Below are 24,668 nucleotides of genomic sequence, written 5' to 3'. Positions count from 1 at the left end.
GCGGCCGGCGCAAGGCGGATGCGCCGGCGCCTGCGCTAGCGCAGCGGCTTCTTCAGGAGCGAGAAGCGGTCGGGATCGAGCCCCATCGAGGGCTGCAGCATCGGCGCCTCCACCGGGCGCGGTTCGCTCGGGCGCACCGTCTGCCGATCGCCGAGTGATGGATCGTTTGGCACGTCGCGCTGCGAGGTGGCGCCGCGCCAGCGCTCGAGCACCGCGGCGACGAAATGCAAGTCGTGGCCGGCGGCAACCGACGGCATGGTCTTGATTGCCGCCTCGCTGCGCGGCAGCTGATGCGGCGGCACCTCCTTGAAGCGCAGCCGGGTCGGTAGCGCCACGCCTTCGCCGAAGGCGAGCACTTCACGCGTGCCGAGCGAAGGCACAAAGGACAAGAGGTTCGCCGCAGCGTCAGAGACCGCCGAGCGCAGCAGCGCCTGGTCGCGGTCGTTGGCGAGCCGCATCGTGAACAGCGTGTTGCACTGGGAGATGATGGTGGCGTCGAGCTCGGCAGGGCGCTGGGTGACGAGGCCGAGATAGACGCCGTATTTGCGGCCTTCCTTGGCGATGCGCGACACCGCCTTGCGGGTCGGGCCGAAACCGATGCTGCGGTCGGCGGAGGCATAGCGGTGCGCCTCTTCGCAGACGAACAGCAGCGGCGAGACGCCGTCGCTCCAGAGCCCGAAATCGAACGCCATGCGGCACAGCACCGAGACGACGGAATCAACCACTTCCGCCGGGAAGCCGGCGAGCTGCATGATGGTCATCGGCCGGCCCTGCGCCGGCAGGCGGAACAGGTAGCTGATCACTTCCGCCATGGTGTCGCCGCCGACATTGGCGTTGTCGAACATGAAGGCGTAGCGCGGATCGTTGCGCACGGTCTCGATGCGCGAGATCAGCTTGTGATAGATGATGCGCGACGAACGGTTCTCCAGTTTTCCCATCCGTTCGTCGATCAGCGAAATCAGGTCGACCAGGCGGTAGGGCACCGGCGTGTCGACGGTGTAGCCGACCGCCCGCGGGTCGGCGCGCTTCAATCCGATGCGGTCGGAGTGCTGGTACTGGGTATAGACGCCCTTGGCGAGCGGGATCACCTCGGCGAGGATGTCGAGCTCGTCGGGCACGCCGGGCCGCCCGCCAAACAGCACGTCGACGATTTCCTCGAAGTTGAACAGCCAGAACGGCAGGCGCAGGTTGCGCGGGTTGAGCACCTGCGCGCGCTCGCCGAAGCAGCGGCCATATTCGTTGTGGACGTCGAGCAGGAAGATGCGCAGGTTCGGCCGCGACTTCAGGATTTCGTTGAGCAGCAGCGAGACGCCGGTCGATTTGCCGACGCCGGTCGAGCCGAGCACCGCGAAATGCTTGGACAGCATTTCCTCGACGTCGACATAGGCGATGACGGAAGGGTCTTGCTGCAGGGTGCCGACATTGATCTGGTCGGAGCCGCTCGGCGCATAGACCGTGCGCAACTCCTGGTTGTTGATGAGGTCGACAGGGTCGCCGATGGTAGGATAGTGGGTGACGCCGCGCTGGAATTTCGGGCGCTCGCCGCCGAGGATTTCGCCGAGCAGGTCGACGCCGGCGGTGGCGATGTAGTCCGCGGAACTGGGCACCTGTTCGCAGGAGACGTCGGTGATCATCGCGACGATGATCGAGTTCGGGCAGCGGATGCTGACGAAACGGCCGACCGTGGCGCGTATTTCCGGGATCGTCATCTTGCTGGTCGAAAGCAGGCCGACCCGGGCGAGCGATCCGCGAACCGAAATTACACGTCCTAAAGATGTCACGGTCGTGGTATCCAAAGCATTCGAAATGGCGTCGGCAACCACTATGCGGTTCGTCCTTGCACAAACAGTTAAGCCTCCGCGGTGGCGGGCCATTCAAATCCGACGCATTCTGTGAGCCGGACAGCATGCCCGCATCACACCACCCGGTCGATGCACTGGAAACATCGGGAAATCGGGGGTTTTGCGCATCGTGTTGGTTGCTGTGGACGGTCCTCGGCTTAACCTTCGATTTACCAAGCTGAAAAGCGGCCATTGCCCTCGGCGCGGCATGCCGATGCCGTCCCGAAGTCGATCTTGATCAGGGTTACCGTCACAAATTGATCTCAGCTATCCCTGTACGATCGTTCTCGACGGGAGAGGGGACGGATATGCGCGCCTTGACGATCGCCTTGCTTCTGATGGTGTTGGTGCCATCCCCCGCAGGTGCGCAGCAGCCCAAGCTCGAAATGCATCGCGCCGGCGTCAGCGTCGGCGACGGCTCGGGTTGGTACCTTGGAGAATCCACCAAGGGCTCGTTCTCCGTGCGGCTGCCGGTGCCGTTCCACGATTTCACGATCCACGATTCCGCTACTGGAGCTGCGACGCATGTCGTCGGCGGCAAGAGCCCGGAGGGCGTGAAGTTTGCGGCCGTCGAGGCTCTGTTGAGCGCTGCGACGGCGCGGCTCGACGACATCCCGAAATCCTTTGCGTCCAATCCGTCGAACAGGGTGTCCGACATCGTCCGCGGACCCCTTGATGGCAGCGACATGCTTTCGTTTGCCGTCGAGGGTCCAAATACGGGAGGCTATTTCCGCTACGTCCGGACCAAAGAGCGCATGTACATGCTCTCTATCGAGTATCCGAAGGCTTATCGTGAGCTCGCGGCTGCCAACAAGGACAAGTTCTTTGCCTCCTTCGAACTCAAGCGAAGATAGTCCTGCTCCGGCAGAGACCGGCGTGGTGCCGGATTGGGCCGCCTGGAGCAGGCAAGCCGTTCGCCTCATGCAGAAACGCAACGAGGCATGGTTGCGCGATTATGGGCTGCGCGACTGCCGGTATGACTGTTCGCTCGAGGATGCACGGCTGATCTTCGCCACCGACAGCGGCACGGTCAGCGCGGACATCCGCGTGATCGGCTCGGCCTCGTTGTCCGGGGGGACGTTCCTGTGGTCCTGGGCCAATGAGACGATCCCACCACAGGCCCGGCGCGGACTGGAAAGCGTGCGCGCGTTTGGCAACAGGCACGGGCTGACTTTGCTGGTCACGCCCGAATGGCCGGCAGGGCGGGATGACGCGCTGGAAATAGCGGCCGTCGCAGCGAGGCTGCTCGATGCATCCGGCGTATGGATCGAAGCGCTTGAAGACGTGACGCTGTTCTTTGCTCTGTCGAACTTTCGAAGGGACGAGGGTCGGCCGAGCGCGCGGTGAGAGGGCGTCGACGCGGCTGCGGTACTCTTGCGTTGCGACGCACGGCTAGCCTCGGCGTCACGGGGAGCCGAATCGTGTAAAACAAGCGCGGGGGAAGGGTGCGCAAAGGGAGAAGTCCATGCAGAACGATATGCAACGGCGGCTGGCCGCCGAATTCGTCGGGACATTCTGGCTGGTGTTTGGAGGCTGCGGCGCCGCCGTCGTCTCGGCGGCGTTTCCCCAGCTCGGCATCGGCTTTCTCGGCGTCGCTTTCGCCTTCGGCCTGACGGTGCTGACCATGGCCTACGCGGTCGGGCACGTCTCCGGGGGCCATTTCAATCCGGCCGTGACGCTCGGCCTCTGGGCCGCCGGCCGCTGCGAGAACAGGCACGTCGTCCCCTATATCGTCGCGCAGGTCGTCGGCGCGATCATTGCATCTGCCGCACTCTATTTCATCGCATCCGGAAAGCCCGACTGGGTCATGGGCGGCTTTGCCTCGAACGGCTACGGCGAGCTCAGTCCATCGCATTTCAGCGTCGGCGCCTGCTTCGCAGCCGAGCTGCTGCTGACGTTCTTCTTCCTGGTGATCATCATCGGCACCACATCCAAGGGCGCCGCGGTGGGCTTCGCCGGCATTCCGATCGGCCTTGGATTGACGCTGATCCACCTGATCTCGATTCCGATCACCAACACGTCGGTCAATCCGGCGCGCAGCATCGCGCCTGCGCTGTTCGCCGGCGGCCCGTATATCGGGCAGCTCTGGCTCTTCATCGTGGCGCCCGTCGTCGGCGCGCTGATCGCCGGATGGCTGACACGCATGCTGTACGAAGACTGATCGGCAGCGTGCCGCCATCGCGCGCTGGCGCGGTTCGTCACAGCGCGCGAAGCGCGGCTTCACAGCCGTGCGTGATCAGGCGGCAGGCTTCAACGGTGCTGCGGCCCTTGCGCAGCGAGGCATAGGCCGGCTGGCCGGTCATCACGAACATCATGTCGACGGCGTCGCGGCGGCGGGCGAGGGGAGCCTCGCCCGCCAGCCGCGTGACCAGCGTGGTCAGGAGCCTGCGGCGGCGCTCGTTGCGCTGTTCGAGCGCGGCGGCGAATTCCGGGTCGAGCGAAATTGCCGCATGTAGCGGACCAAGGGCCCGGTTGGACTCCCAGAACTCGCAGAAGATCTCGATGATGCGGCGAAGCGCGGCCTGCGCGTCGGCCATCGCCATCGCGGATGCGATGCGCCCGAGGCCGCCGCGCATGGCGCGGTCATCGAACACCGCTTCGAGCAACCCGCTTCGCGAGCCGAACTGATTGTAGACGGTGAGCCGCGTCACGCCGGCGCGCTGCGCGACCGCGTCGAGCGAGAACGCGGTCAGGTCGCCGCTCGCCAGCACCTCGGCCGCGGCCGCAAGCGTCCGCTCCCGCTTCTCGGCGGCGGCCTTCTCCCTCACGGGGCTCGAATAGTGGCGCTTGGTCATGATCTTGTGATCGCATTTTAAATATACATAATGTATAGTCAATTGTCCATTCCGTTTCGAAAGGTCATGCCATGTCCGCCGTCGCGATTGCCGTCATCGCCTTCCACGTTCTCGTCGCCGTGTTCTGGGCCGGATCGACCTTTGTGCTTGCGCGTCTTGCAGGCCTTGGCGGCGAGAAGCTGGTGTTTCCGCAATTCGGCGCCGGCATCGTCGCTTTCCTGAGCGGCGGCTACATCTGGCACACGCTGCATGGCGATCGTTTCGCGCGCGCCGAACAGGTCCTGGCGCTGGGCGCCGCCTGCGCCCTGATTGCCCTTCTGGTGCAGGCCTCGGTTGGCGTTCCCACTGTGCGGGCGCTGCACGGCGGGAAGCTTGGCATCGACGGCGCCCGCGACCGCATCGGCAAGGCGCAGCGCGTCGCGGCGGCGCTGCTTGCCGTCACCGCGGTCACCATGGTCGTGACGCGCTATGTCTGAGAGGGGCGCGTTTGAGGGCCGCGTCGCGCTGGTGACCGGCGGCTCGCGCGGCATCGGCGCTGATATTGCGCAGGCGCTGGCAAGGCGTGGCGCCAGGGTCGTGGTCAGCGGGCGCGACGCGGCCGCGCTCGAGCGTGTCGTGGCTGGCATTGCGGCGGCCGGAGGAAACGCCATCGCGATCGCGGCCGATCTCACGCAGGAGGAGGCGGTGGCGCGGCTGCGCAAGGCGGCCGTGCGTGCGTTCGGCGTCCCCACCTTAATCGCGGCCTGTGCGGGGGGCGGCGGCGAGCCGACGCCGCTGGTCGAGCACAGCCTTGAGCGTTGGCACAGAACGCTGGACAACAACCTGACCTCGGTCTTCCTGACGCTGCGCGCCTTCCTGCCCGCGATGATGACGGCGGGAAGCGGCGCGGTCGTGCTGATGTCGTCGTCGGCCGGCCGCCAGCTCTCGGGTGCGTCCGCATCCTACGCCGCCGCGAAAGCCGGACTGCAGGCGCTGACCCGCCAGGCGGCGGCCGAGGCTGCTTCCCGCCAGGTGCGCGTCAATGCGATCGCGCCTTCCGCTGTCGTGACCGATCGGCTTGCTGCCGCGCCCGCCACGGTCCGCAATTCCATTGCCAATGGGTTCCCGTTGCAGCGGATCGGAACCGTCACCGACGTGACGGAGGCGGCGCTCTTCCTGCTGTCGGATGCCGCAGGCTGGATCACCGGCGCCACGCTCGACGTCGCCGGCGGCCGGGTCATGCTCTGAGCCCCGCAGGCGCGGTCGATCGCGTCGTCGCGCCGATCGTCGTCTCCGGAACAGCGCGCGCCTGCGGGCGCACGGCTGCATCGGCGCGATTGCTGTTGACCTGACCATGCTATTTGTACACTAGTACAAATAGCATGGTCATACGATCAAATGCGGAAGCGGCGAACCGCAAGCCCAATCTGCGCGAGGCGATCCTGGCGGCGGCGGAAGAGCTGTTCGCAACCAACGGCTTCAACGCGGTCTCGGTGCGCGACATCGCGCAGGCCGCCGGCGCCAATCCGGGCAGCGTCACCTATCATTTCAAGACCAAGGACGGCCTGCTGCTCGAGATCTACCGGCGCCATTGCGGGCCGATGAACCTGCGCCGTTCCGAGCTCCTGGCCGCAGCGCTGCGCGTGCGCGACCTGCAGGACCGGCTGGAGGCGATCGTTCGCGCCTATGTGCTTCCGGCATTTTCGTCGGGCAGCGATCTGGCAGGCGGCGGCGCGCGCTTCACCCGGTTGCGCGCGGTGATGTCGGCCGAGGGCAACGACGTGGCGCGCAGGATCATCGCGCAGACCTTCGACGACACCAGTCACGCCTTCATCGACGCGATCTATGCGAGCCTGCCGCATATTCCCCGCGCCGAGATCGTGTGGCGCTGTCACTTCCTGCTCGGCGCGCTCTACTACTCGCTGGTGACGCCGGAGCGCGTTTCGCGGTTGTCGCGCGGCGACGCCGACGGCACCGATGCGGCCGACGCGATCGAGCAGCTCGTGCGGGCGACCGTCGCCGCGCTGCAGGCGCAGCCGCTCGACCAGCTTGTGCCGTCGCGCGCGCGATCGGCAAGGGTCAAGCACTAGACGCAACCAATTCCCGACGAAAACGGAGTTCCCATGAAGACTGGTCTCGTTGTCTCCGCCCATCCCGGCGACTTCGTTTGGCGCGCCGGCGGGGCGATCGCGCTCCATGCGAAAAAGGGATACCGCGTCAAGATCGTCTGCCTCGCCTACGGCGAACGCGGCGAGTCGCAATTTGCCTGGAAGCAGCCGGGCATGACGCTCGCGAAGGTCAAGGCCGGCCGCAAGGACGAGGCGGAACGCGCCGCCGCCGCGCTCGGCGCCGAGATCGAATTCTTCGATGCCGGCGATTATCCGCTGCGGCTGACGGAGGCGCATATGGAGCGGCTGATCGACATCTATCGCGAGCTCAATCCGAGCTTCGTGCTGACGCATTCGCTGGAAGATCCCTACAACGTCGATCATCCCGCCGCGACCGCCTATGCGCAGGAAGCGCGCATCGTGGCGCAGGCGATGGGCCACAAGCCGAGTGCGGACTATAATTACAATGCGCCGCCGGTGTTCCTGTTCGAACCGCACCAGCCCGAGATGTGCAACTTCAAGCCGCAAGTGATCCTCAATATCGACGAGGTCTGGGACATCAAGCGCACGACCTTCGAGATCCTCGCGGCGCAAAAGCATCTCTGGGCCTATTACGAGCGCGTCGCGCTGCAGCGGGGCATGCAGGGCGGGCGCAACTCGGGCAAGGCCATGACCTATGGCGAGGCCTATCAGCGGCTGTTTCCGATGGCGGTGGAGGAACTCATATGAAGACTATTGTCGTCCGCAACATCAAGCGCACCGAGGCCGATCTCGTGAAGCGGCTCGGCGCGCTCGGCGTCTCCACGGTGCACGAAGCCTACGGCCGCTTCGGGTTGATGAAGCCCTATCTGCGGCCGGTCTGGACGGGGGCGGAAGCCGCCGGCACTGCGGTTACGGTGCTGGCGCAGCCCGGCGACAACTGGATGATCCATGTCGCGGTCGAGCAGTGCAGGCCGGGCGACATGCTGGTGGTCGGCTGCACCGCCGACAATACCGACGGCATGTTCGGCGAACTGCTGGCGACTTCGCTGAAGGCGCGCGGCGTGGTCGGGCTCGTGATCGATGCCGGCTGCCGCGACGTGAAGGCGCTACGCGAGATGGGCTTTCCGGTGTGGTCGCGTGCGATCTCGGCCAAGGGCACGGTGAAGGCGACGCCGGGTGCGGTCAACGTGCCCGTGGTCTGCGCCGGCATCAACGTTCATCCCGGCGACGCCGTAATCGCGGACGAGGACGGCGTCGTCGTGGTGCAGCGGAAATACGCCACCGACGTCGTCGCCAGGGCTGAGAAGCGCCACGCCGACGAGGAAGGCAAGCGCAGGCAGCTCGCATCGGGTGTGCTGGGCCTCGACATGTACAACATGCGCGAGCCGCTCGCGAAGGCCGGCCTTGTCTATGTCGATGAAGCGGAGCCCGAATAATGACGATGCGGCTGCGCACCTTGCTCGGCGACCACCCCGGCACGGCGGCGCTGAAGAACGGCACGATCAGGTCCGACCGGGTGGCGTTCGACTTCGCGGAGTATTCGCCGACCAACAAGGGCTTCAAGCCCATGGTTCGCGAGCAGGCCTTCGATGTCGCGGAGATGGCGATCGTCACTTATCTAATGGCGAAAAGCTTTGACAAGCCGATGGTGCTGCTGCCCGACGTGGTGCTGGCGCGATTTCAGCATGGCCATGCACTCCATAATGTGAAGCGCGGCCGGCTTGCGCCCGCCGATCTCGCGGGAAAACGCGTCGGCATCCGCTCCTTCACGACGACGACCGGCGCCTGGCTGCGCGGTATCCTCGCCAACGATCATGGCGTCGATCTCGATCGGATCGACTGGGTGACGTTCGAGGACGCCCATGTCGCCGAATACAGGGATACGACGCGCCGCGCGCCGACCGGCAAGCAAATCGTGCAGATGCTGATCGACGGCGAGCTCGACGCTGTGCTTGGCGAGAAGGCCGATCATCCCGATTTGAAGCCGCTGTTTGCCGATGTCGCGGGCGAGGAGAAAGCCTGGTTTGCCAGGCATGGCGTGGTCCCGATCAACCACATGGTCGTGGTGAGCCGGCGGCTTTGCGATGAGCGTCCCGACATCGTCCGCGAGATTCATCGCTTGCTCGCCGAATCCGCCCGAGCAGCATCATCGGCGCCGCGCTTCACGGCGCAAGAGATGCGCCGCTCGCTCGAGCTGATCACGTGCTATGCGGCGCAGCAGAAACTCATCCCCCGTGAATACGCCGCCGACGAGCTGTTCGATGACGTGACGCGGCCGCTGCTTGAGGGAATGCCCAAATGACGCCGGAGCCGATCTTCGATCTCGCCCATCTCGGCCATATGGAGCTGCTGACGCCGAAGCCCGACGAGAGCCTTGAATTCTTCGTCGACGTCATGGGCATGACCGTCAGCGCCAGGCAGGGCGAGTCCGTGTATTTGCGCGGCTGGGACGACTACGAGCGCTACTCGCTGAAGCTCACGGCGTCGAACACATCCGGCATGGGCCACATGGCGCTGCGTGCGCGCAGCCCGCAGGCGCTGGAGCGGCGGGTCGCCGCGCTCAAGGGGTCCGAATTCGCGATCGGCTGGATCGATGGCGACATGGGGCAGGGGCCGGCGTTCCGCTGCCGCGATCCCGACGGCCACGTGGTCGAGCTTTACTACGAGACCGAGTGGTACAAGGCGCCGGATGAGCTAAGACCTGCGCTGAAGAACCAGGCGCAGCGCTTTCCCGCGCGCGGCGTCAATGTGCGCAGGCTCGATCACCTCAATTGTCTCGCGGTCGACATCAAAGCCAACCGCCTGTTCTTCGAGAATTATCTCGGCCTGCGGACCACGGAGCAGATCGTGCTCAATGACGGCACGGAAGCGGCGATGTGGATGACGATGTCGAACAAGAGCTACGACTTTGCCTACACCCGCGACCACTACGGCCAGAAGGGCCGCTTCCACCACGTCACCTACGCGCTCGACAGCCGCGAGGAGATACTGCGCGCCGCCGATATTTTTCTCGAGAATGGCGTCCCGATCGAGACCGGCCCGCACAAGCACGCGATCCAGCAGACCTTCTTCCTCTACGTGTTCGAGCCCGGCGGCAACCGCGTCGAGGTGGCGAATGCCGGCGCGCGCCTGATCCTGGCCCCGGACTGGAAGCCGATCGTCTGGACCGAGGAGGAACGCAAGAAGGGCCAGGCCTGGGGTCTGAAGACGATCGAGTCCTTCCACACCCGCGGCACGCCGCCGGTCGCCGGCGATTAGTTCGCGCTGGATTGAACGCGGCCGGGCTTGCAACCGGCCGGTTTCGCCCCATGTCCCGCATGGGCCGGGCCGACATGGCGGAGTGGGCGATGCGGGTGGATTTTACCAGCGAGGCTTTCTTTCGTGATCCTGCCGCGATGGTTGCGGAGTTGCGCGCGCAAGGGCCGGTGGTTTTCGTTCATTTTCCGATCGTGGGCCGGGTTTGGGTCACCACCACGCACGAGGTGGCTGCGCATGTGTTGAAGGAGTCCTCGACCTTTACGTTGCGCAAGGAGGACGGCTCCGTCGCCGGCTTGCGCTGGTGGATGCCGAAATTCGTTGAAACGCTCGCCAGCAACATGCTGACCACTGATGAGCCTGACCACACCCGCCTGCGCAGCGTTGTCGACGAAGCGTTCCGGCGCCGTGCCGTGGTGGGGATGGAACCGCGCATCCGCACGATCGCCGATGGCCTGGCCGGCGACTTGTTCAGTGAGGGGAGCCCGGCCGATCTTGTCGCGCGCTATGCGCAGATCTTGCCGCTGGCGGTCATTTGCGAATTGCTCGGCCTGCCGGAGGCCGACCGGCCCACCTTCATCGGCTGGGCCAACGCGATGGCGCGGATCAAGGGCGCGATCGGTTTTTTCAGTGTGCTTCCAGCCTTTAAAAGGATGCGGCGCTATATGGAAGAGCGTCTGCAAGCCGCCCGCGAGCAGGGCGGCGAAGGACTGATTGCCGAGCTCGTGCGAGTCGAGATGGAAGGCGGACGGATCAGTCCGGACGAGATGCTGTCGATGCTCTTTCTTTTGCTGAATGCGGGCTCGTTGACCACGGCGCATCTGATCAGCGGCTCGGTGTTCGAGCTGCTCAGGGAGCCGGCGCGGCGCGACTGGCTGAGGCAGGACTGGAGCCGCACGGCGCTCGCGGTCGAGGAGTTTCTGCGCTTCGTGTCGCCGGTGCAGTTTTCCAAGCCGCGCTACGTCCGCCAGGATGTGGAGCTCGATGGCGTCAAGCTGAAGAAGGGTGAGCGCGTCATGGCGATGCTCGTGGCGGCGAATGTCGATCCGCAGGTGATCGATGATCCGAAAGCGCTCGAGCTCGCGCGGCATCCGAACCGGCACATGTCGTTCGGGACCGGCATTCATTTCTGCCTCGGCCACCAGCTCGCGCGGATCGAGACCGCCTGTGCGCTTCAGGCGTTGTTCACGCGCTGGCCGAATCTCCGCCTCGCGGTCGACCCTTCCGAGATCCGGTGGCAGCGGCAGCCTGGCTTGCGCTCGCTCGAGCGGCTGCCGGTGGCGGCGGCTTAGCCGGTCCGGAACTGTTCAGGCCCGGCTTGGCGCTGTGGCGTCAGGCATCGCTGGCGATCGTAACCAGGCGGGTGAGATCGACGGGGCGATTGCGGACGATCCCTTCCATGGAAAACAGGCCAGTGACCCGGTCGAGATCGAAACTGGTGATGAGGCGTTGGTAGAACACGTCATAGCCGTGCATGCCCTTGGCCACGACCTTGATCATGTAGTCCCAGTCGCCTCCGATGCGGTGGAAGTCGATCACTTCAGGCAAACGCTCGACATGCCTGCGAAAGCGGTCCGCCCATTCCTTTGAATGGTGGCGCGTTCGCACCATGACAAAGACGGTCAGGTCCAGCCCCAGCGCGGCAAGGTCGATGTCGGTCGTGGTCCCCTTGAGCAGACCGCTCGCATTGAGCCGCTGCAGGCGCCTCCAGCAGGCATTCTGGGAGAGCCCGACCTGCTCGGCCAGATCCCGTTGCGAGAGCGTGCTGTTCTTTTGAAGGCGGCTCAGGATGGCTAAATCAATCTTGTCTATTTTCATGGTATATTCGATCATATGAACGATATTTAGGCCATTTTCCCCGAAATGTTGTGAGGAATCAACCCTCATTGACTGATAGAGATTTCGTCAGCCTGGACGAAGCGACTGCATCCGATATGTCCGCCACGGACCAACACCTTCTGCGAGCGATTGATCTTCTGACATCCTTCAAGGATGGAATGGCGGGCGACGATCGCCTTGAGCGCCTGGCTGCGGACCTGGTCGGAAACGACGCCGAACTGGTGGGGCCGTTCGGCCGCAAGAAGCTGGTGTACGCCGATTACGTCGCATCCGGCCGCGCGTTGTTGTCGGTCGAGCACTTTGTTCTGGCAAAGGTGCTGCCCTTCTACGCCAACAGCCACACCGAAGCCTCGTATTGCGGCGGGTTCATCACCGGGCTCCGGCAGGCCGCTCGCAATGCGATCGCCGATTGCTGCGAAGCGGACCAGCGCTACGCCGTCATCTTTGCGGGGTCGGGGGCAACCGCGGGGCTCAATCGTCTCGTGAACCTGTTCGGCATCCAGGCGGCGCTCGGCGCCGGGACCGTGCCGCGCGTGGTGATCGGTCCCTACGAGCACCACTCCAATATTCTGCCCTGGCGGGAAAGCGGCGCCGAAATCGTTGAAATCCCGGAGGCCGTGACCGGAGGTCCCGATCTCGCGCAACTCGACGCGGCCCTTGCCGGCGCGGGCGGACGTCCCGTGATCTGCGCGTTATCCGCGGCGTCAAACGTGACGGGGATCATCGCTGACGTCGCTTCGATCACCAGGCAGGTCAAGGCCGCGGGGGCACGGATCATCTGGGATTATGCGGGCGCCGGTCCTTATTTGCCGATCGCCATGGAGCCGGCCCCTGGCGTCGAGATCGACGCCATCGTCATCTCTCCGCACAAATTCATTGGCGGTCCCGCCGCATCGGGCGTGCTGATCGTGCGTCGCGATGCCGTGCAAACGGAGACGCCGACCTGGCCCGGAGGCGGCACCGTGAAGTTCGTGTCGCCAACCGGGCATGACTACAGCGATCGCCTCGAAGGGCGCGAGGAAGCCGGCACGCCGAACGTGATCGGCGATATCAGGGCCGGCCTTGCCTTCCTCGTGAAGGAGGCGATCGGCGAGGGCGCCATGTCGGCGCGCAATGCCGAACTCAGCGCACGCGCGCTGTCGGCCTGGAGCAAGGTCGATCGCATCGAGCTCCTTGGCAATACGCGGGCCGATCGTCTCCCCATCATCTCGTTCCGGATCGGGGACGGGAAGGGCGGCTACGTCCACCAGCAGCTCGTGACGCGGATGCTGAGCGACCGGTTCGGCATACAGGCGCGTGGCGGATGCGCTTGCGCGGGTCCCTATGTGCATCGTCTGCTCGATATCGACGAGGCGGCCTCCGAGGACCTGCGGCGCGCGATTGCGCGTGGAGAGGAGCTTCGCAAGCCGGGCTTTACGCGGCTGAATTTCAGCGTCCTGCTGTCGGACGAGAAGGTGCAGTACATCCTGGATTCGGTTGCGCAGCTCGCGCGGGACGCAACCGATTTCCTGGATTGTTATGCGGTCGATAGTCGCAGGGCCGTCTTCTACCCGCGCGCAGAAATTGCCGGGCAGGATCGCCTGGTATCTGAGGTGTCATGACGGGCCCGCTGTCGGAAACGCATGGCAGCCATCGGCGGGCGAAGAGGTGGTTGCAATTTTTTGGGTCCTGAAGGCGCTCTGTTGTATAGAGCAGCCGCAAGGTGCCGGGTATGGCTGGCAGAAGGGATGTTTCTATGCGTGCAGTGGTGTTGCGGGAACATGGCGGGATCGAGAAGCTCAAATATGAGGCGAGCTTTCCTGATCCTGAGATCGGCGAAGGCGATGTCCTGCTGCGCGTGCGCGCGACCTCGCTGAACTACCACGATGTCTTTACCCGACGCGGGATGCCGGGCATCAAGATTCCATTTCCCGTCATCATCGGGCTTGATGTCGCGGGCGAGATCGTCAAGGTCGGCCCCGGGGTCGGCGACTGGAAGGTCGGCGACCGGGTGCTGGTCGATCCGCTCAACCGGATCGAAGGCGGCCTGATGGGCGAGACCATGAATGGTGGTCTGGCCGAACTGTGCAAGGCGCGGGCCCATCAGCTGTTCCGCATTCCAGACAACGTCAGTTTCGAGCAGGCCGCGGCGCTGCCCGTTGCCTACGGGACCGCCTATCGCATGATGACCGAGATCGGACAGGTCAAGCGGGGCGAGAAGGTCCTGATCCTTGGCGCGAGCGGCGGCGTCGGGGTGTGTTGCGTGCAGCTTGCAAAGATCGCCGGCGCCTATGTGATCGCCTGCGCCGGCACGGCGGAGAAGGGCGAGCGGCTGAAGGCGCTCGGCGCCGACGAGGTCATTCTCTACACCCAGGAGGATTTCCTCCAGGTGATCCGTCAGCGGCATGGCCGCCCGCAGCGCAATCGCAGCATGCCGGACAATGGTGGCGTCGATGTCGTCGTCAACTTCACCGGCGGCGATACCTGGGTGAAGTCGCTGCGCGCGCTGAAGCTCGGCGGCCGCATCCTGACCTGCGGCGCCACGGCGGGCTACGATCCGGCCGAAGACCTGCGGGTGATCTGGACATTCGAGCTGCAGGTTCGCGGCTCGAACGGATGGGAGCGCAGCGACATCAGCCGGCTTTTCGAACTCGTCTCATCGGGCAAGCTCAAGGCGCTGATCGACAATGTCTACCCGCTGGAACAGGCGGGGGAGGCGATGCGCGTGCTCGAAGGCAGGCAGGTGTTCGGCAAGATCGTGGTGGCGCCATGAAGCCGCTGCTCGAGGCGGCGCAGATCGAGGCGATGCTGCGCGGGTCTCCCTTCATCCACTTTCTCGGGTTGAGCGTCACTGGTCTGGATGCCGAGAAGCAGGAAATCACCATGCGCGCGCCGATGCGGCCGGAGTTCGAACGCGGACCCGGGAGCGGACAGTGGCACGGCGGCCCGATCGCCTCGATCATCGACACGGTGGGCGACTTTGCGCTCGTGATGTTTGTCGGGCGCGGCCTGCCGACCATCAATTTCCGGGTCGATTATTTCCGGCCGGCGATCAATACGTCTCTGCTCGCGACCGCCCGGGTGCGGCGGCTCGGCCGCAGCGTCGGGGTTGCCGACATCGATGTGTACGATGAGAAAAAGGCGCTGATTGCGATCGGACGGGGAACCTACGCCACCCAGTGAGGCGCGACGGATATGTTCGGCTGGAGGCCGGCGGCATGAGGCAGTGGAGCAATCTCGGCGATCTTATCGACAGGTCGCGCGATCTGGACAGGACCGCGATCATCGATCTGCGCGATCCCGAGGCGCCGCGAACCTGGACCCATCGGGAGATCGACCTCCTCGCCGGTGGCGTGGCGCGGACGCTGGTCGGCCGCCGGCTGAAGCGCGGGGCCCATGTCGGGATCGTGGCGCTCAACCGCGCGGAATACGCCGCTGCCTATTTCGGCATCATGCGCGCGGGCTATGTCGCGGTGCCGCTGAACATCAAGCTGCCGCGCGAGACCATCGACTACATCGTCGACGATGCAAAGATCGAATTCGCGTTCGTGGACGCCGCCGGCGAGGCGCTGATCGGGGGCCGCGTGCCCACGATCAGTTTCGACGATGATGGTCCGTCGGGCTTTGGCGTGACCGTTCATCCGGCGACCTTCGAGACGGTGACGGTCGCGCCCGATGAAATCGGCCAGATGCTCTATACGTCCGGCTCGTCTGGTCGCCCCAAAGGGGTGCCACTGACCCATTCGGGTCAGGCCTGGGCGGTGTCGATGCGCGCGCCCGACGTCTCGCAGGATGCGCGATTCATCATCGCCCAGCCGCTCTTTCACATGAACGGACTGTTTTCGATGAAGGTGGCGTTCGCGGCGAATGCATCGCTGGTGATGCTGCCGGGCTTCGAGGCGCGCGGCTACATCAGCGCGTTGTCGCGCTACCGGGTGACGGATCTGGTCGCGGTGCCGACCATGTTCGCCCGCGTCGTCAAGGAGACCGACCTGACCCGGTCGCTTCCCTTTGCCGTGAGGAAGATATCGCTGGCGTCGGCGCCAACCACGCTGGCGCTCATCGAGCGCGTTCACGAAGCCTTCCCGCAGGCAAGCATCTCGCTTGGCTACGGGACGACGGAGGCGGGCCCGGCGGTGTTCGGAGCGCATCCGGATGGGCTGCCGGCGCCTCCGTTGTCGATCGGCTATCCGCTGCAACCGGACCAGGTCAAGCTGGTGCCGAATCCCAACGGCAGCGGCGAGGTGTTGATGATGCGCAATCCGGCCGTCATGAGCGGCTACCGGAACCTGCCGGAAAAGTCGGACGAGGTGCTGCGCGACGGCTGGTACTACAGCGGCGACGTGATGCGCCGCGACGAGAATGGATTCTATTTCTTCGTCGGCCGCGCCGACGACATGTTCGTTTGCTCGGGCGAGAACATCTATCCCGTCGAGGTCGAGAAGATGCTCGAGGGCGCGCCTTTCGTCCAGCAGGCCGCCGTCGTGCCGCTTGCCGACGAGGAGCGCGGGCAGATGCCGGTGGCCTTCATCGTTCCGAGGGCAGGGACAAAGGTCCCCTACGACGAGGTCAAGAGCTTCGCGCTTGAGCATGCTCCCGCCTATCAACATCCGCGCCGGGTCAAGTTCGTGTCCGAACTGCCCTGGGCGGGCACCAACAAGATTGACCGCAAGGCGTTGATCGAGCAGGCGCGCTCGCTCGAGGCCGCGCGAGGCTGGTCCAGTTGAGTTCAGGGATGCGATGAAGCGGCTTGCAGGCAAGGTGGCTCTGGTGACCGGCGCAAGCCGGGGCATTGGCCGTGCGATTGCCGTGCAGCTCGCGGCCGACGGGGCGCTGGTCGCGGTTCACTACAACAAGGCCGCCGAGGAAGCGGACCGGACGCTCGAGCTGATCGAGGGCGCAGGCGGCGCCGGATTTACCCTCGCTGCCGATCTCGCCGACGCGTCGGGACATCGCACGCTCTCGGACACGTTTCTCGGCATGCTGAGGCAGCGGCGGGGCGCGTCGTCATTCGACATTCTCGTCAACAATGCGGGAATTGACGATCGCAAGACGATCGAGCAGGTGACCGAGGCCGATTTCGACCGGATGGTTCAGGTCAACTTCAAGGCGCCGTTCTTTCTGATCCAGGCATTGTTGCCCGCGCTCAACGACGGTGGCCGCATCATCAACATCTCGTCGATGGGCGCGCGGGCTTCGTTCCCGACAATGCCGGTCTATGCGCCGACCAAGTCGGCGCTGTCGACGCTGTCGCGGATTCTTGCCGTTCACTTAGGGCCGCGCGGCATTACCGTGAATGCGCTGATGCCGGGGGCGACCGCGACCGACATGAACGCAGCCGCGAGGGACGCGGATTTGAGCAGGAGCATCGCGCAGACGATTGCGCTGGGCCGGGTCGGACAGCCCGGCGACATCGCCCGTGTGGTCGCCTTCCTGGCGTCCGACGACGGCGGATGGATTACGGGGCAGAGCATCGATGTAAGTGGTGGTCAGCGCCTGTGATGGGCAAAACGGTTGGTGTTGTTGGAGCGGGTCCGGGAAGGTCTTCCGCGATCCGGAAAAGTCGATAAGGACGGAATGCACGATGATTGACATGAGAAATATCGCAAAAGCAGCTTTCGCACTTGGCCTTCTCGCGGCAGGCGCGTCGGCATCGGCCGAGACGGCGCAGGATGGGCCCGTTCGCATCGGCGTGCTGACGGACATGTCGGGGCTGTTCGCCGACATCTCGGGGCCGGGTGCTGTGACGGCAATCCAGATGGCCGTCGATGATTTCGGCGGCAAGGTGCTGGGGCGTCCGATCGAGGTGCTGTCAGCGGACCATCAGAACAAGGCGGACATCGGCGCGACGCTGGCGCGCGCATGGATCGACGAGAAGAACGTCGTGATGATCGCCGACCTCATGAACTCCGCGGTGGCGCTTGCGGTGATGGAGCTGACCAAGAACAAGGACCGCATCGCGATCGTCAATGGCGCGAGCACCTCGGTCATCACTAACGAGAAGTGCACGCCGAACAGCATCCACTATACGTGGGATACCTACGCGCTGGCGCGCGGCACCGCCAATGCGGTGGTGCGGCGGGGCGGCAACAAGTGGGCGCTGGTCGTGGCCGACTATGCCTACGGCCACCAGCTCGCGCAGGACAGCCGCAGGTTCGTGGAGCAGGCCGGCGGACAGGTGGTTTCCGAAGTCAGGCACCCGATCAATACCAGCGATTTTTCCTCCTTCCTGCTGCAGGCGGAAAATTCGCCCGCCAACGTGATCGCGCTCGCAAATGGCGGCGCCGATACGATCAACTCGATCAAGTCGGCGGCGGAATTCGGCATCGGCCGTCAGGGCAAGAACCAGGTTGTCGGTCTCGCGATCAACCTCAACGACACGAAGGCGCTCGGGCTCGCGGCCGCCCAGGGTCTGTTGCTGACGGAAGCCTTCTACTGGGACCGCACGGACGAATCGCGCGCCTGGTCCGAACGGTTCCTGAAGAAGTTTGGCAAGATGCCGACCTCGACCCAGGCGGGCGACTATTCATCGACCATGCATTATCTCAAGGCGGTTGCGGCTGCGGGAACGCTGGATGCGCAGAAGGTGATGGCCAAGATGCGGGAAATGCCGGTCGACGACTTCTTCGCCAAGGGCGGCAAGATCCGCATCGACGGCCGGATGGTGCACGATATGTATCTGGCGCAGGTGAAGAAGCCTTCGGAATCGAAGGGGCCCTGGGATGTCTACAAGATCCTCGAGACGATCCCGGGCGATGACGCGTTCCGCCCGTTGTCGGAAAGCGCCTGTCCGCTGGTCAAGCATTGATCTCGCAACAACAGCACAGCCGCATCCGGCAACGGATGCGGCCGGGCTGCCGACAAGGTCCCCGCCATTGGCGGGGACTTTTGATTCATGAACTTGGTACCGCCTGCAACTTTGTCCGCAGGCTCAAGCTATCCGCACGTCCTGGGCCGACGACCCAGGACACTTCGGAATATCCGCTCCACTAGACGGCCCCGCGCGGCTCCGTGAGCGATGAATCGCCCCGCTGGTCCTCGATGCGCTCGATGTCCCGATGCCTGGTCTCTCCGGCAAGAAGAACCGATACCGCCGCCAGAACGAGAATTGCGATGAGATAGAGGGAGAAGGCCCAGGGGTGTCCGCCGCTCCATTCGGTAAGAAGCACGCCGATCATCGGTGCGGTCGCTCCGACGAGAACGGTCGCCGCCTGATAACCCAGCGACATGCCGAGATAGCGGAACTTGGTCGGGAACAACTCGCCGAAATAGGACGGCTGGATGCCGTATAGAAAGCCGCCTTCGATCGCGCCCATGATCGCGGCAGCCAACAGCACAATGCCGACGTTTGCCGTATCGAGCATGTAGAACAGGGGGAAGGCCATGACCATCCCCAGGATCGTTCCCGCAAGGTAGATCGGTTTGCGGCCGGTCCTGTCCGACAGACGAGATACGACGATGCAGCTGATGGTGGCGGCCAGGAGAAATACGGCGTTTGCCCAAAGCGCGACGGTCTGGCTGAGGCCGACATTTCTGGTGATGTAGGCAACGGCAAAGGTCAGCCCGGTATAGAAAAGCAACGCGTTGCCGGCATGCATGCCGAAGACGCAGAAGATCTCCTTGGGATACTCCGCGATGACGCCGCGCAAGGGATGCTTGGAGAGCTCCTTGTGGGCGCGAGCCCGCTCGAACTCGGGGCTTTCGGTGATGTGCGTGCGAATGTACGCGGCAACCACGATCAGGAGCACGCTGAGCAGGAACGGCACCCGCCATCCCCAGCTGACGAGCTCGGCGTCAGAAAGCGCCGACCTCAGGATGAGAATCACCACGGTTCCGAGCAGTGGGCCGACGAAGCCGCCCGCCTGCGCCCAGCCTCCCACCGCGCCGCGACGATCCTTGGGGGCGTGCTCGATCAGCAAGGTCGCGACCCCGCCGAACTCGCCGCCGAGCGAGAAGCCCTGCACCAGGCGCAGCAGGATCAGAAGCGCCGGTGCCGCGACGCCGATGGCGTGATAGCCGGGGAGAAGACCAATCAACAAGGTCGCGACGCCCATCAGCGCCAGGGTGACCATGAGCGTGTTGCGTCGTCCGATTCGATCGCCGAGATAGCCGAAGAAGATGCCTCCGAGCGGCCGTGCAAGGAAGCCGATTGCGAACGTGCCCAGAGAGGACAACAGAGCTATGAACGGCGTCTGCTCGGGATAGAACACCTTGCCGAACACGAGCACGGAAACCGTGCCGAAGACGACGAAGTCATACCACTCGATCACAGTTCCAGTGAAACCGGCTGCGATAGCGCGGCGCAAAATCGCCGGATCTCGAGGCGCGGTTGTAGTGTTTTGAGCTGACATGGATATCCCCCCTCTTCAGTGATTGTTTGCGAGTTGATTCACCCCGCGAGCATTGCCGCTGGGAGCTCAACAGTTTCGTCGTCATCAACGCTCGCGCCGGAGCACCGGGCCGCGCCGACGCGTCTTCGGCCCGGGCTCATGAGTGCGCCGCCACCGAAAACCGCATGCGCCGCCGACGCCATGAGTCAGGACCGGACAAGATGTGACGGTGGGCTTTCCTGAACGGGGTGACGCATGCCGTCGAGGCGACTTCGCGTGCAGGGCCCCAGGTCGGAGCAAGCGTTGTGATGAACCGACGACCGCAGCCTCTCTTCCCAGGCGTAGCCGAGGCGCCAGCGAGAGACCGGTGCGCCGACAGCGAAGGTGTCGACGACTATTTCATGTGGACCGCGGGATGGCATGCGACACCTCGTCGGAGCAATCGTTATTGGACTATCATACTAAAAATAGGCTTATCGACAAGTCCGCACACATTCATCTTTTCGGCTATATAGAGGAAATTAGCGGAGTTGCGTCAAAAACCTGTGGACTGAAAGAGACTAATATTAGTATGATAGTTTGATCAAGCCGCAAAGATGGCGCTAGTCTCGGGGGAACGACGGAGGATCTGGTGCTCGCAGCGCAATTGAAGCCATGCACGCAATTCGACGAGAACGTCTCGGTGGGATCGCCGTGTGCGCGCAAAAGGCCATGTCTTGATCCACGCGAGCGACGGGTGGAAGGCGGCGACGTGATCGAAAAGCGGCCGATTGCCCTGGAAGTGGATCTGAACGTCGGGTTGGATGCGGCGGTGATCCTTCGGAACTGAAGGGCAAGAGACGATGGCTAGCGAAGTCGGATTCCATTTCGTGCAGGCTGGGGGGTGCAATGGCCGAGCGTTCATTTAAGGAAGAGGTCAAGCAACTGAGGATCGGCGCCGGCGAGGAATTTCGCGGCGAAGCCATCCTGGCGGTCACCAAGGCCCTGCTGCAGTCGGGTGTTTCCTATGTTTCGGGCTACCAGGGCGCGCCGGTCTCGCATCTCATCGATGTGCTGAATGACGCCAACGATCTGTTGCAGGAACTCGGCGTGCGCTTCGAGTCCAGCGCCAACGAGGCATCGGCCGCGGCGGCCCTGGCGGCATCGATCAGCTATCCCCTGCGCGGCGCCTGCACGTTCAAGGCGACGGTCGGCGTCAATGTCGCATCCGACGCGCTGGCCGCGCTTTCATCGGGCGGCGTGAAGGGCGGCGCGCTGATCATCATCGGCGAGGACTATGGCGAAGGCTCCTCGATCAACCAGGAGCGCAGCCACGCCTTCGCGATGAAATCGCAGTTCTGGATGCTCGATCCGCGCCCGAACGTGCGCTCGATCGTCGAGGCGGTCGAGAAGGGTTTCCAGCTCTCCGAGGCCAGCAACACGGCGGTCATGCTGCAGCTTCGGATCCGGGCCTGCCACGTCTATGGCAGCTTCACCGCCAAGGACAATGTGAAGCCGGCATTTTCGCGCGCCGATGCGCTGGAGCAGCCGGTGCGCGACGTCAGCCGTTACGCGCTACCCCCTTATACCTACGACCATGAGCGGGAGAAGATCGAGCATCGCTGGCCGGCGGCAGTGAAATTCATCCGGGAAAACAGCATCAACGAGTTTTTCGACGGTGAGGCCGCCGACGTCGGCATCGTCATGCAGGGCGGCATGTATAACGGCGTCCTGCGCGCCATGGAGATTGCGGGGCTTGCCGACGTCTACGGCAACAGCCGTATCCCGCTCTATGTCCTGAACGCGACCTATCCGCTCATTGACGAGGAGTTCGTCCGCTTCTGCGCGGGCAAGAAGGCGATCCTGGTCATCGAGGAGGGCCAGCCCGAATTCATCGAGCAGGGGATCAACACCATTCTGCGGCGTGCCGACCTGCAGACGAAGGTGGAAGGTAAGTCGGTCCTTCCGATGGCCGGCGAATATACCGGCGGGGTGCTCAAGGCGGCGCTGCAGCGTTTCTGCGCAACCCATCGTCCCGATCTGCTGGCGCCCGAGCCGCCGAAGCAGACCAACAAGAGCCTTTCGGCGGCCCTGGATACGCTCGGCCAGAACGTGCATGGGCGGCAGCCGTCCTTCTGCACCGGATGCCCGGAGCGTCCGATCTTCACCGCGATGAAGCTGGTGCAGCGCGAGGTCGGCACGCTGCACATCAGCAACGACGTCGGATGCCACACGTTCGCAGCGCTCGAGCCGTTCAACCTGGGCAACACGACCGTCGGCTACGGCCTCGGCGGGGCCGGCGCCTCGCCGTTGTCGGGCCAGAACGGCAAGCGCCCGGTGGCCGTGCTGGGCGACGGGGGGCTCTGGCACTCGGGGCTCGTCAGCAGCGTCGGCCATCAGGTCTTCAACAAGACCGACAGCGTGGTGCTGGTCGTCGACAACGGCTATGCGGCGGCGACCGGCGGCCAGGACGTCCTGTCATCCGCCGGCGACATCGCCACCCGTTCGACCCAGCATCCGATCGAGAAGGCGGTCCGCGGCGTCGGAGTCAACTGGGTCAGGCATGTCACGCGTACCTACGATCTCGCGACCATGCGCGACGTGCTGCGTGAGGCGCTGACCACCAAGGCTGAAGGCCCGAAGGTCGTCATCGCGTCGTCGGAATGCATGCTGAACAAGCAGCGCCGGGAGAAGCCCTTGATGCGCGAGGCGATCAAGCGGGGCGAGCGCGTCGTGCGCGAGCGCTTCGGGGTCGACGCGGACACCTGCACCGGTGATCACTCCTGCATCCGCCTGTCCGGCTGCCCGTCCTTGACGATCGCGCCCAATCCGGACCCGTTGCGGCGGGAGCCCGTCACCAAGGTCGTCGATTCCTGCGTCGGATGCGGGTTGTGCGGCGAGGTCGCACACGCGGCGGTGCTATGCCCGTCGTTCTACAAGGCGTCGATCGTGAACAATCCGACGTGGTGGGACCGCCTCAGGCAGCGCTTGCGCAATCGCGTGATCGGCTTCCTGCAGCGGCGCATGGAAGGCGCACGGGTGGAGATGGCGCGATGAACGCACCGGTCCTTGACACCAGGGGGGCCTCGCGCGTCCGTCCGATCACGATTGCGATCCTCGCCATGGGCGGCGAAGGCGGCGGGGTGCTGACCGACTGGATCGTCGATCTCGCCGAGCACGGCGGCTACCTCGCCCAGAAGACATCGGTGCCGGGGGTCGCGCAGCGCACCGGCGCCACGGTCTATTACGTGGAGCTGTTTCCGAAGAATGCGGCAAGGACCCAGGCTCCCGTGCTGGCGCTGATGCCGGTGCCGGGGGACGTCGATATCGTTCTCGCCTCCGAATTCATGGAAGCCGGGCGCGCCATCGCGCGCGGCCTCGTCACGCCCGAGCGCACGACGCTGATCACGTCCACGCACCGCGTCTTCACCATGCAGGAGCGCGTCGCGGTGGCGGATGACCGCGTCGACAGCCAGGCCTTGCTGAAATCGAGCGAAGAGTCGTCGTTACGCCTTTACGCCTTCGATATGGCCGGCATCGCCGAGATGACGGGAAGCCTGGTCACCGCCGTGATGTTCGGCGTGCTGTCCGCCTCCGGCGCGCTGCCGTTTCAGCGCTCGGCGTTCGAGGCGACGATCCGCCGCGGCGGCGTCGGTGTCGAGCCGAGCGTCCGCGCGTTCAAGGCGGGATATGAGACCGCGACGGCCGGACCGGCGGCGTCACCCGGCAGTTCGCTGCCGGCTGCCCAGGGCGAAGGCAGGATACCGGCACTGCTGTCGACGATATCAGACCGGCTGACGAGCCTGTCGCGTCCGGTGATCAGCGCGGGCGTGGATCGCCTGACCGAATATCAGGACGAGAACTATGCCAGGCTCTACCTGCAACGCCTGGAGCCGATCCTGACGATCGAGCGGGCGCGCGACGGGAAGCCCGATGAGCTCCTGACGGAAGTCGGACGCTCGCTCGCGCTCGCCATGTCCTTTGAGGACACGATCCGGGTCGCGGAATTGAAGATCCGGCGCGCCCGTTTCGATCGCGTGCGCGAGGAGGTCAAGGCGAAGCACGGCGAGATCGTCGAGATTGCGGAATATTTTCATCCCCGGAGGCAGGAGATCGTCGAGACCGTTCCGGCGCCGATCGGCCGCTGGATGATGCGGAGCAAGTGGGCTTCCGCGTTGCTGGACCGGGCGACGCGCAAAGGGCGCACGGTGAAGACGAGTTCGATCCCGGGCTTCCTGCTGCTGTCGTTGATCGCGAGCCTCAAGCCGATGCGTCCACGTTCGCTGCGCTGGATCGCCGAGCGCGCGCGCCACGAATCCTGGCTGGAGCGCGTCACCAGGATCGCATCAGAGGACTACGCACTAGCGGTCGAAATCGCGCGCTGCCTTGGCCTGGTGAAGGGCTATGGCGATACCCACGATCGGGCGGTCAAGAAGTTCGAGATATTGATGGATGCCTTGCCGGAGCTGCAGCGGCGCGGCGCCGCGGCCACGCAGCTTGGCGCCCTGAGGAGGGCGGCCGTGGTGGACGAGAGCGGCGACGCCCTGAAACGCAAACTGGCCGAAATCATGCATGGCTAGC

General features: G+C 64.6%; 24 protein-coding genes. 20 read left to right on the top strand and 4 right to left on the bottom strand.

The annotated features are described in order from the left end of the window. Positions 1-35: 35 nt before the first annotated feature. Positions 36-1,781, bottom strand: coding sequence for an ATP-binding protein (locus QOU61_RS23415; protein ID WP_289653562.1), 1,746 nt, complete (start codon positions 1,779-1,781; stop codon positions 36-38). A 368-nt stretch (positions 1,782-2,149) separates the two neighbouring features. Here QOU61_RS23415 and QOU61_RS23410 point away from each other — a divergent pair, with 368 nt between their 5' ends. The 3 genes from QOU61_RS23410 (at position 2,150) to aqpZ (ending at position 4,002) form a co-directional block, all read left to right on the top strand. Beyond that, a complete protein-coding gene (locus QOU61_RS23410; RefSeq protein WP_289653561.1) occupies positions 2,150-2,695 on the top strand; it encodes a hypothetical protein in 546 nt (181 codons plus the stop codon). A 67-nt stretch (positions 2,696-2,762) separates the two neighbouring features. After that, positions 2,763-3,188, top strand: coding sequence for a DUF6882 domain-containing protein (locus tag QOU61_RS23405; RefSeq protein ID WP_289653560.1), 426 nt, complete (start codon positions 2,763-2,765; stop codon positions 3,186-3,188). 118 nt (positions 3,189-3,306) lie between these two features. After that, positions 3,307-4,002: an aquaporin Z gene (aqpZ, locus tag QOU61_RS23400; protein WP_289653559.1), complete on the top strand. Its 696-nt coding sequence runs from the start codon at positions 3,307-3,309 to the stop codon at positions 4,000-4,002. A 37-nt stretch (positions 4,003-4,039) separates the two neighbouring features. Here aqpZ and QOU61_RS23395 read toward each other — a convergent pair whose 3' ends face one another. Then, entirely contained in the window at positions 4,040-4,636 is a 597-nt protein-coding gene (locus QOU61_RS23395) for a TetR/AcrR family transcriptional regulator (protein WP_289653558.1), read from the bottom strand. Between the two features lie 71 nt (positions 4,637-4,707). Here QOU61_RS23395 and QOU61_RS23390 point away from each other — a divergent pair, with 71 nt between their 5' ends. The 8 genes from QOU61_RS23390 to QOU61_RS23355 all read left to right on the top strand — a co-directional run bounded on the left by QOU61_RS23390 (position 4,708) and on the right by QOU61_RS23355 (position 11,252). Continuing rightward, positions 4,708-5,112 carry a hypothetical protein gene (locus tag QOU61_RS23390; RefSeq protein WP_289653557.1) on the top strand — a complete coding sequence of 135 codons (405 nt, stop codon included), beginning with the start codon at positions 4,708-4,710 and terminating at the stop codon, positions 5,110-5,112. Then, positions 5,105-5,863 carry an SDR family NAD(P)-dependent oxidoreductase gene (locus QOU61_RS23385; protein WP_289653556.1) on the top strand — a complete coding sequence of 253 codons (759 nt, stop codon included), beginning with the start codon at positions 5,105-5,107 and terminating at the stop codon, positions 5,861-5,863. Before QOU61_RS23390 ends, QOU61_RS23385 begins: the two co-directional genes overlap by 8 nt. Positions 5,864-5,997: 134 nt before the next feature. After that, positions 5,998-6,705, top strand: a complete 708-nt coding sequence (locus tag QOU61_RS23380; RefSeq protein WP_289653555.1) for a TetR/AcrR family transcriptional regulator — start codon at positions 5,998-6,000, stop codon at positions 6,703-6,705. Between the two features lie 33 nt (positions 6,706-6,738). Then, positions 6,739-7,452: a PIG-L deacetylase family protein gene (locus QOU61_RS23375; protein ID WP_289653554.1), complete on the top strand. Its 714-nt coding sequence runs from the start codon at positions 6,739-6,741 to the stop codon at positions 7,450-7,452. After that, a complete protein-coding gene (locus QOU61_RS23370; protein ID WP_289653553.1) occupies positions 7,449-8,141 on the top strand; it encodes a 4-carboxy-4-hydroxy-2-oxoadipate aldolase/oxaloacetate decarboxylase in 693 nt (230 codons plus the stop codon). The genes QOU61_RS23375 and QOU61_RS23370 overlap by 4 nt, the downstream gene beginning before the upstream one ends. Continuing rightward, positions 8,141-9,007, top strand: coding sequence for a substrate-binding domain-containing protein (locus QOU61_RS23365; protein ID WP_289653552.1), 867 nt, complete (start codon positions 8,141-8,143; stop codon positions 9,005-9,007). The genes QOU61_RS23370 and QOU61_RS23365 overlap by 1 nt, the downstream gene beginning before the upstream one ends. Continuing rightward, entirely contained in the window at positions 9,004-9,963 is a 960-nt protein-coding gene (locus tag QOU61_RS23360) for a catechol 2,3-dioxygenase (RefSeq protein ID WP_289653551.1), read from the top strand. The genes QOU61_RS23365 and QOU61_RS23360 overlap by 4 nt, the downstream gene beginning before the upstream one ends. A gap of 89 nt (positions 9,964-10,052) precedes the next feature. Beyond that, complete coding sequence (locus tag QOU61_RS23355) at positions 10,053-11,252, top strand: cytochrome P450 (RefSeq protein ID WP_289661704.1); 1,200 nt, start codon at positions 10,053-10,055, stop codon at positions 11,250-11,252. 40 nt (positions 11,253-11,292) lie between these two features. On the opposite strand, the gene QOU61_RS23350 is transcribed toward QOU61_RS23355, so the two are convergent. Further along, a complete protein-coding gene (locus QOU61_RS23350) occupies positions 11,293-11,793 on the bottom strand; it encodes an Lrp/AsnC family transcriptional regulator (RefSeq protein ID WP_289653550.1) in 501 nt (166 codons plus the stop codon). 101 nt (positions 11,794-11,894) lie between these two features. On the opposite strand from QOU61_RS23350, the gene QOU61_RS23345 reads away from it, so the two are divergent. From QOU61_RS23345 to QOU61_RS23320, 6 genes are all read left to right on the top strand, one after another. Then, positions 11,895-13,400, top strand: a complete 1,506-nt coding sequence (locus QOU61_RS23345) for an aminotransferase class V-fold PLP-dependent enzyme (RefSeq protein ID WP_502876811.1) — start codon at positions 11,895-11,897, stop codon at positions 13,398-13,400. Positions 13,401-13,534: 134 nt separating this feature from the next. Then, entirely contained in the window at positions 13,535-14,551 is a 1,017-nt protein-coding gene (locus QOU61_RS23340; RefSeq protein WP_289653548.1) for a quinone oxidoreductase family protein, read from the top strand. Further along, positions 14,548-14,961, top strand: coding sequence for a PaaI family thioesterase (locus QOU61_RS23335; RefSeq protein WP_289653547.1), 414 nt, complete (start codon positions 14,548-14,550; stop codon positions 14,959-14,961). The genes QOU61_RS23340 and QOU61_RS23335 overlap by 4 nt, the downstream gene beginning before the upstream one ends. 35 nt (positions 14,962-14,996) lie before the next feature. Next, positions 14,997-16,505, top strand: coding sequence for a class I adenylate-forming enzyme family protein (locus QOU61_RS23330; protein ID WP_289653546.1), 1,509 nt, complete (start codon positions 14,997-14,999; stop codon positions 16,503-16,505). Positions 16,506-16,518: 13 nt separating this feature from the next. Next, the gene (locus QOU61_RS23325; protein ID WP_289653545.1) at positions 16,519-17,280 is read left to right on the top strand and encodes an SDR family oxidoreductase; all 762 of its coding nucleotides are present in this window, start codon (positions 16,519-16,521) and stop codon (positions 17,278-17,280) included. A gap of 91 nt (positions 17,281-17,371) precedes the next feature. Continuing rightward, complete coding sequence (locus QOU61_RS23320; RefSeq protein WP_502876973.1) at positions 17,372-18,586, top strand: ABC transporter substrate-binding protein; 1,215 nt, start codon at positions 17,372-17,374, stop codon at positions 18,584-18,586. A 181-nt stretch (positions 18,587-18,767) separates the two neighbouring features. Here QOU61_RS23320 and QOU61_RS23315 read toward each other — a convergent pair whose 3' ends face one another. Beyond that, the gene (locus tag QOU61_RS23315; protein ID WP_289653543.1) at positions 18,768-20,048 is read right to left on the bottom strand and encodes an MFS transporter; all 1,281 of its coding nucleotides are present in this window, start codon (positions 20,046-20,048) and stop codon (positions 18,768-18,770) included. A 691-nt stretch (positions 20,049-20,739) separates the two neighbouring features. Here QOU61_RS23315 and QOU61_RS23310 point away from each other — a divergent pair. The 3 genes from QOU61_RS23310 to QOU61_RS23300 are packed head-to-tail and all read left to right on the top strand — an operon-like array spanning position 20,740 to position 24,667. After that, entirely contained in the window at positions 20,740-20,937 is a 198-nt protein-coding gene (locus QOU61_RS23310; protein WP_289653541.1) for a hypothetical protein, read from the top strand. Positions 20,938-20,996: 59 nt separating this feature from the next. Next, positions 20,997-23,144 (top strand): thiamine pyrophosphate-dependent enzyme, encoded by a 2,148-nt coding sequence (locus tag QOU61_RS23305; RefSeq protein ID WP_289653540.1) that lies wholly within the window; start codon positions 20,997-20,999, stop codon positions 23,142-23,144. Next, the gene (locus QOU61_RS23300; RefSeq protein WP_289653539.1) at positions 23,141-24,667 is read left to right on the top strand and encodes an indolepyruvate oxidoreductase subunit beta family protein; all 1,527 of its coding nucleotides are present in this window, start codon (positions 23,141-23,143) and stop codon (positions 24,665-24,667) included. Before QOU61_RS23305 ends, QOU61_RS23300 begins: the two co-directional genes overlap by 4 nt. The last annotated feature ends 1 nt before the right edge of the window (position 24,668 follow it).

The sequence above is a fragment of the Bradyrhizobium sp. NP1 genome (assembly GCF_030378205.1).
In the GTDB taxonomy this organism is placed as follows: Bacteria; Pseudomonadota; Alphaproteobacteria; order Rhizobiales; family Xanthobacteraceae; genus Bradyrhizobium.
The sequence above is the reverse complement of the archived record's forward strand: the minus strand, read 5'-3'. Positions and strand labels throughout refer to the sequence as shown.

Coding starts and splice junctions, on each gene's coding strand:
- QOU61_RS23410 (WP_289653561.1), top strand. CDS start 2,150: ATGCGCGCCTTGACGATCGCCTTGCTTCTGATGGTGTTGGTGCCATCC.
- QOU61_RS23405 (WP_289653560.1), top strand. CDS start 2,763: ATGCAGAAACGCAACGAGGCATGGTTGCGCGATTATGGGCTGCGCGAC.
- aqpZ (WP_289653559.1), top strand. CDS start 3,307: ATGCAGAACGATATGCAACGGCGGCTGGCCGCCGAATTCGTCGGGACA.
- QOU61_RS23395 (WP_289653558.1), bottom strand. CDS start 4,636: ATGACCAAGCGCCACTATTCGAGCCCCGTGAGGGAGAAGGCCGCCGCC.
- QOU61_RS23390 (WP_289653557.1), top strand. CDS start 4,708: ATGTCCGCCGTCGCGATTGCCGTCATCGCCTTCCACGTTCTCGTCGCC.
- QOU61_RS23385 (WP_289653556.1), top strand. CDS start 5,105: ATGTCTGAGAGGGGCGCGTTTGAGGGCCGCGTCGCGCTGGTGACCGGC.
- QOU61_RS23380 (WP_289653555.1), top strand. CDS start 5,998: ATGGTCATACGATCAAATGCGGAAGCGGCGAACCGCAAGCCCAATCTG.
- QOU61_RS23375 (WP_289653554.1), top strand. CDS start 6,739: ATGAAGACTGGTCTCGTTGTCTCCGCCCATCCCGGCGACTTCGTTTGG.
- QOU61_RS23370 (WP_289653553.1), top strand. CDS start 7,449: ATGAAGACTATTGTCGTCCGCAACATCAAGCGCACCGAGGCCGATCTC.
- QOU61_RS23365 (WP_289653552.1), top strand. CDS start 8,141: ATGACGATGCGGCTGCGCACCTTGCTCGGCGACCACCCCGGCACGGCG.
- QOU61_RS23360 (WP_289653551.1), top strand. CDS start 9,004: ATGACGCCGGAGCCGATCTTCGATCTCGCCCATCTCGGCCATATGGAG.
- QOU61_RS23355 (WP_289661704.1), top strand. CDS start 10,053: ATGCGGGTGGATTTTACCAGCGAGGCTTTCTTTCGTGATCCTGCCGCG.
- QOU61_RS23350 (WP_289653550.1), bottom strand. CDS start 11,793: ATGATCGAATATACCATGAAAATAGACAAGATTGATTTAGCCATCCTG.
- QOU61_RS23345 (WP_502876811.1), top strand. CDS start 11,895: ATGTCCGCCACGGACCAACACCTTCTGCGAGCGATTGATCTTCTGACA.
- QOU61_RS23340 (WP_289653548.1), top strand. CDS start 13,535: ATGCGTGCAGTGGTGTTGCGGGAACATGGCGGGATCGAGAAGCTCAAA.
- QOU61_RS23335 (WP_289653547.1), top strand. CDS start 14,548: ATGAAGCCGCTGCTCGAGGCGGCGCAGATCGAGGCGATGCTGCGCGGG.
- QOU61_RS23330 (WP_289653546.1), top strand. CDS start 14,997: ATGAGGCAGTGGAGCAATCTCGGCGATCTTATCGACAGGTCGCGCGAT.
- QOU61_RS23325 (WP_289653545.1), top strand. CDS start 16,519: ATGAAGCGGCTTGCAGGCAAGGTGGCTCTGGTGACCGGCGCAAGCCGG.
- QOU61_RS23320 (WP_502876973.1), top strand. CDS start 17,372: ATGAGAAATATCGCAAAAGCAGCTTTCGCACTTGGCCTTCTCGCGGCA.
- QOU61_RS23305 (WP_289653540.1), top strand. CDS start 20,997: ATGGCCGAGCGTTCATTTAAGGAAGAGGTCAAGCAACTGAGGATCGGC.
- QOU61_RS23300 (WP_289653539.1), top strand. CDS start 23,141: ATGAACGCACCGGTCCTTGACACCAGGGGGGCCTCGCGCGTCCGTCCG.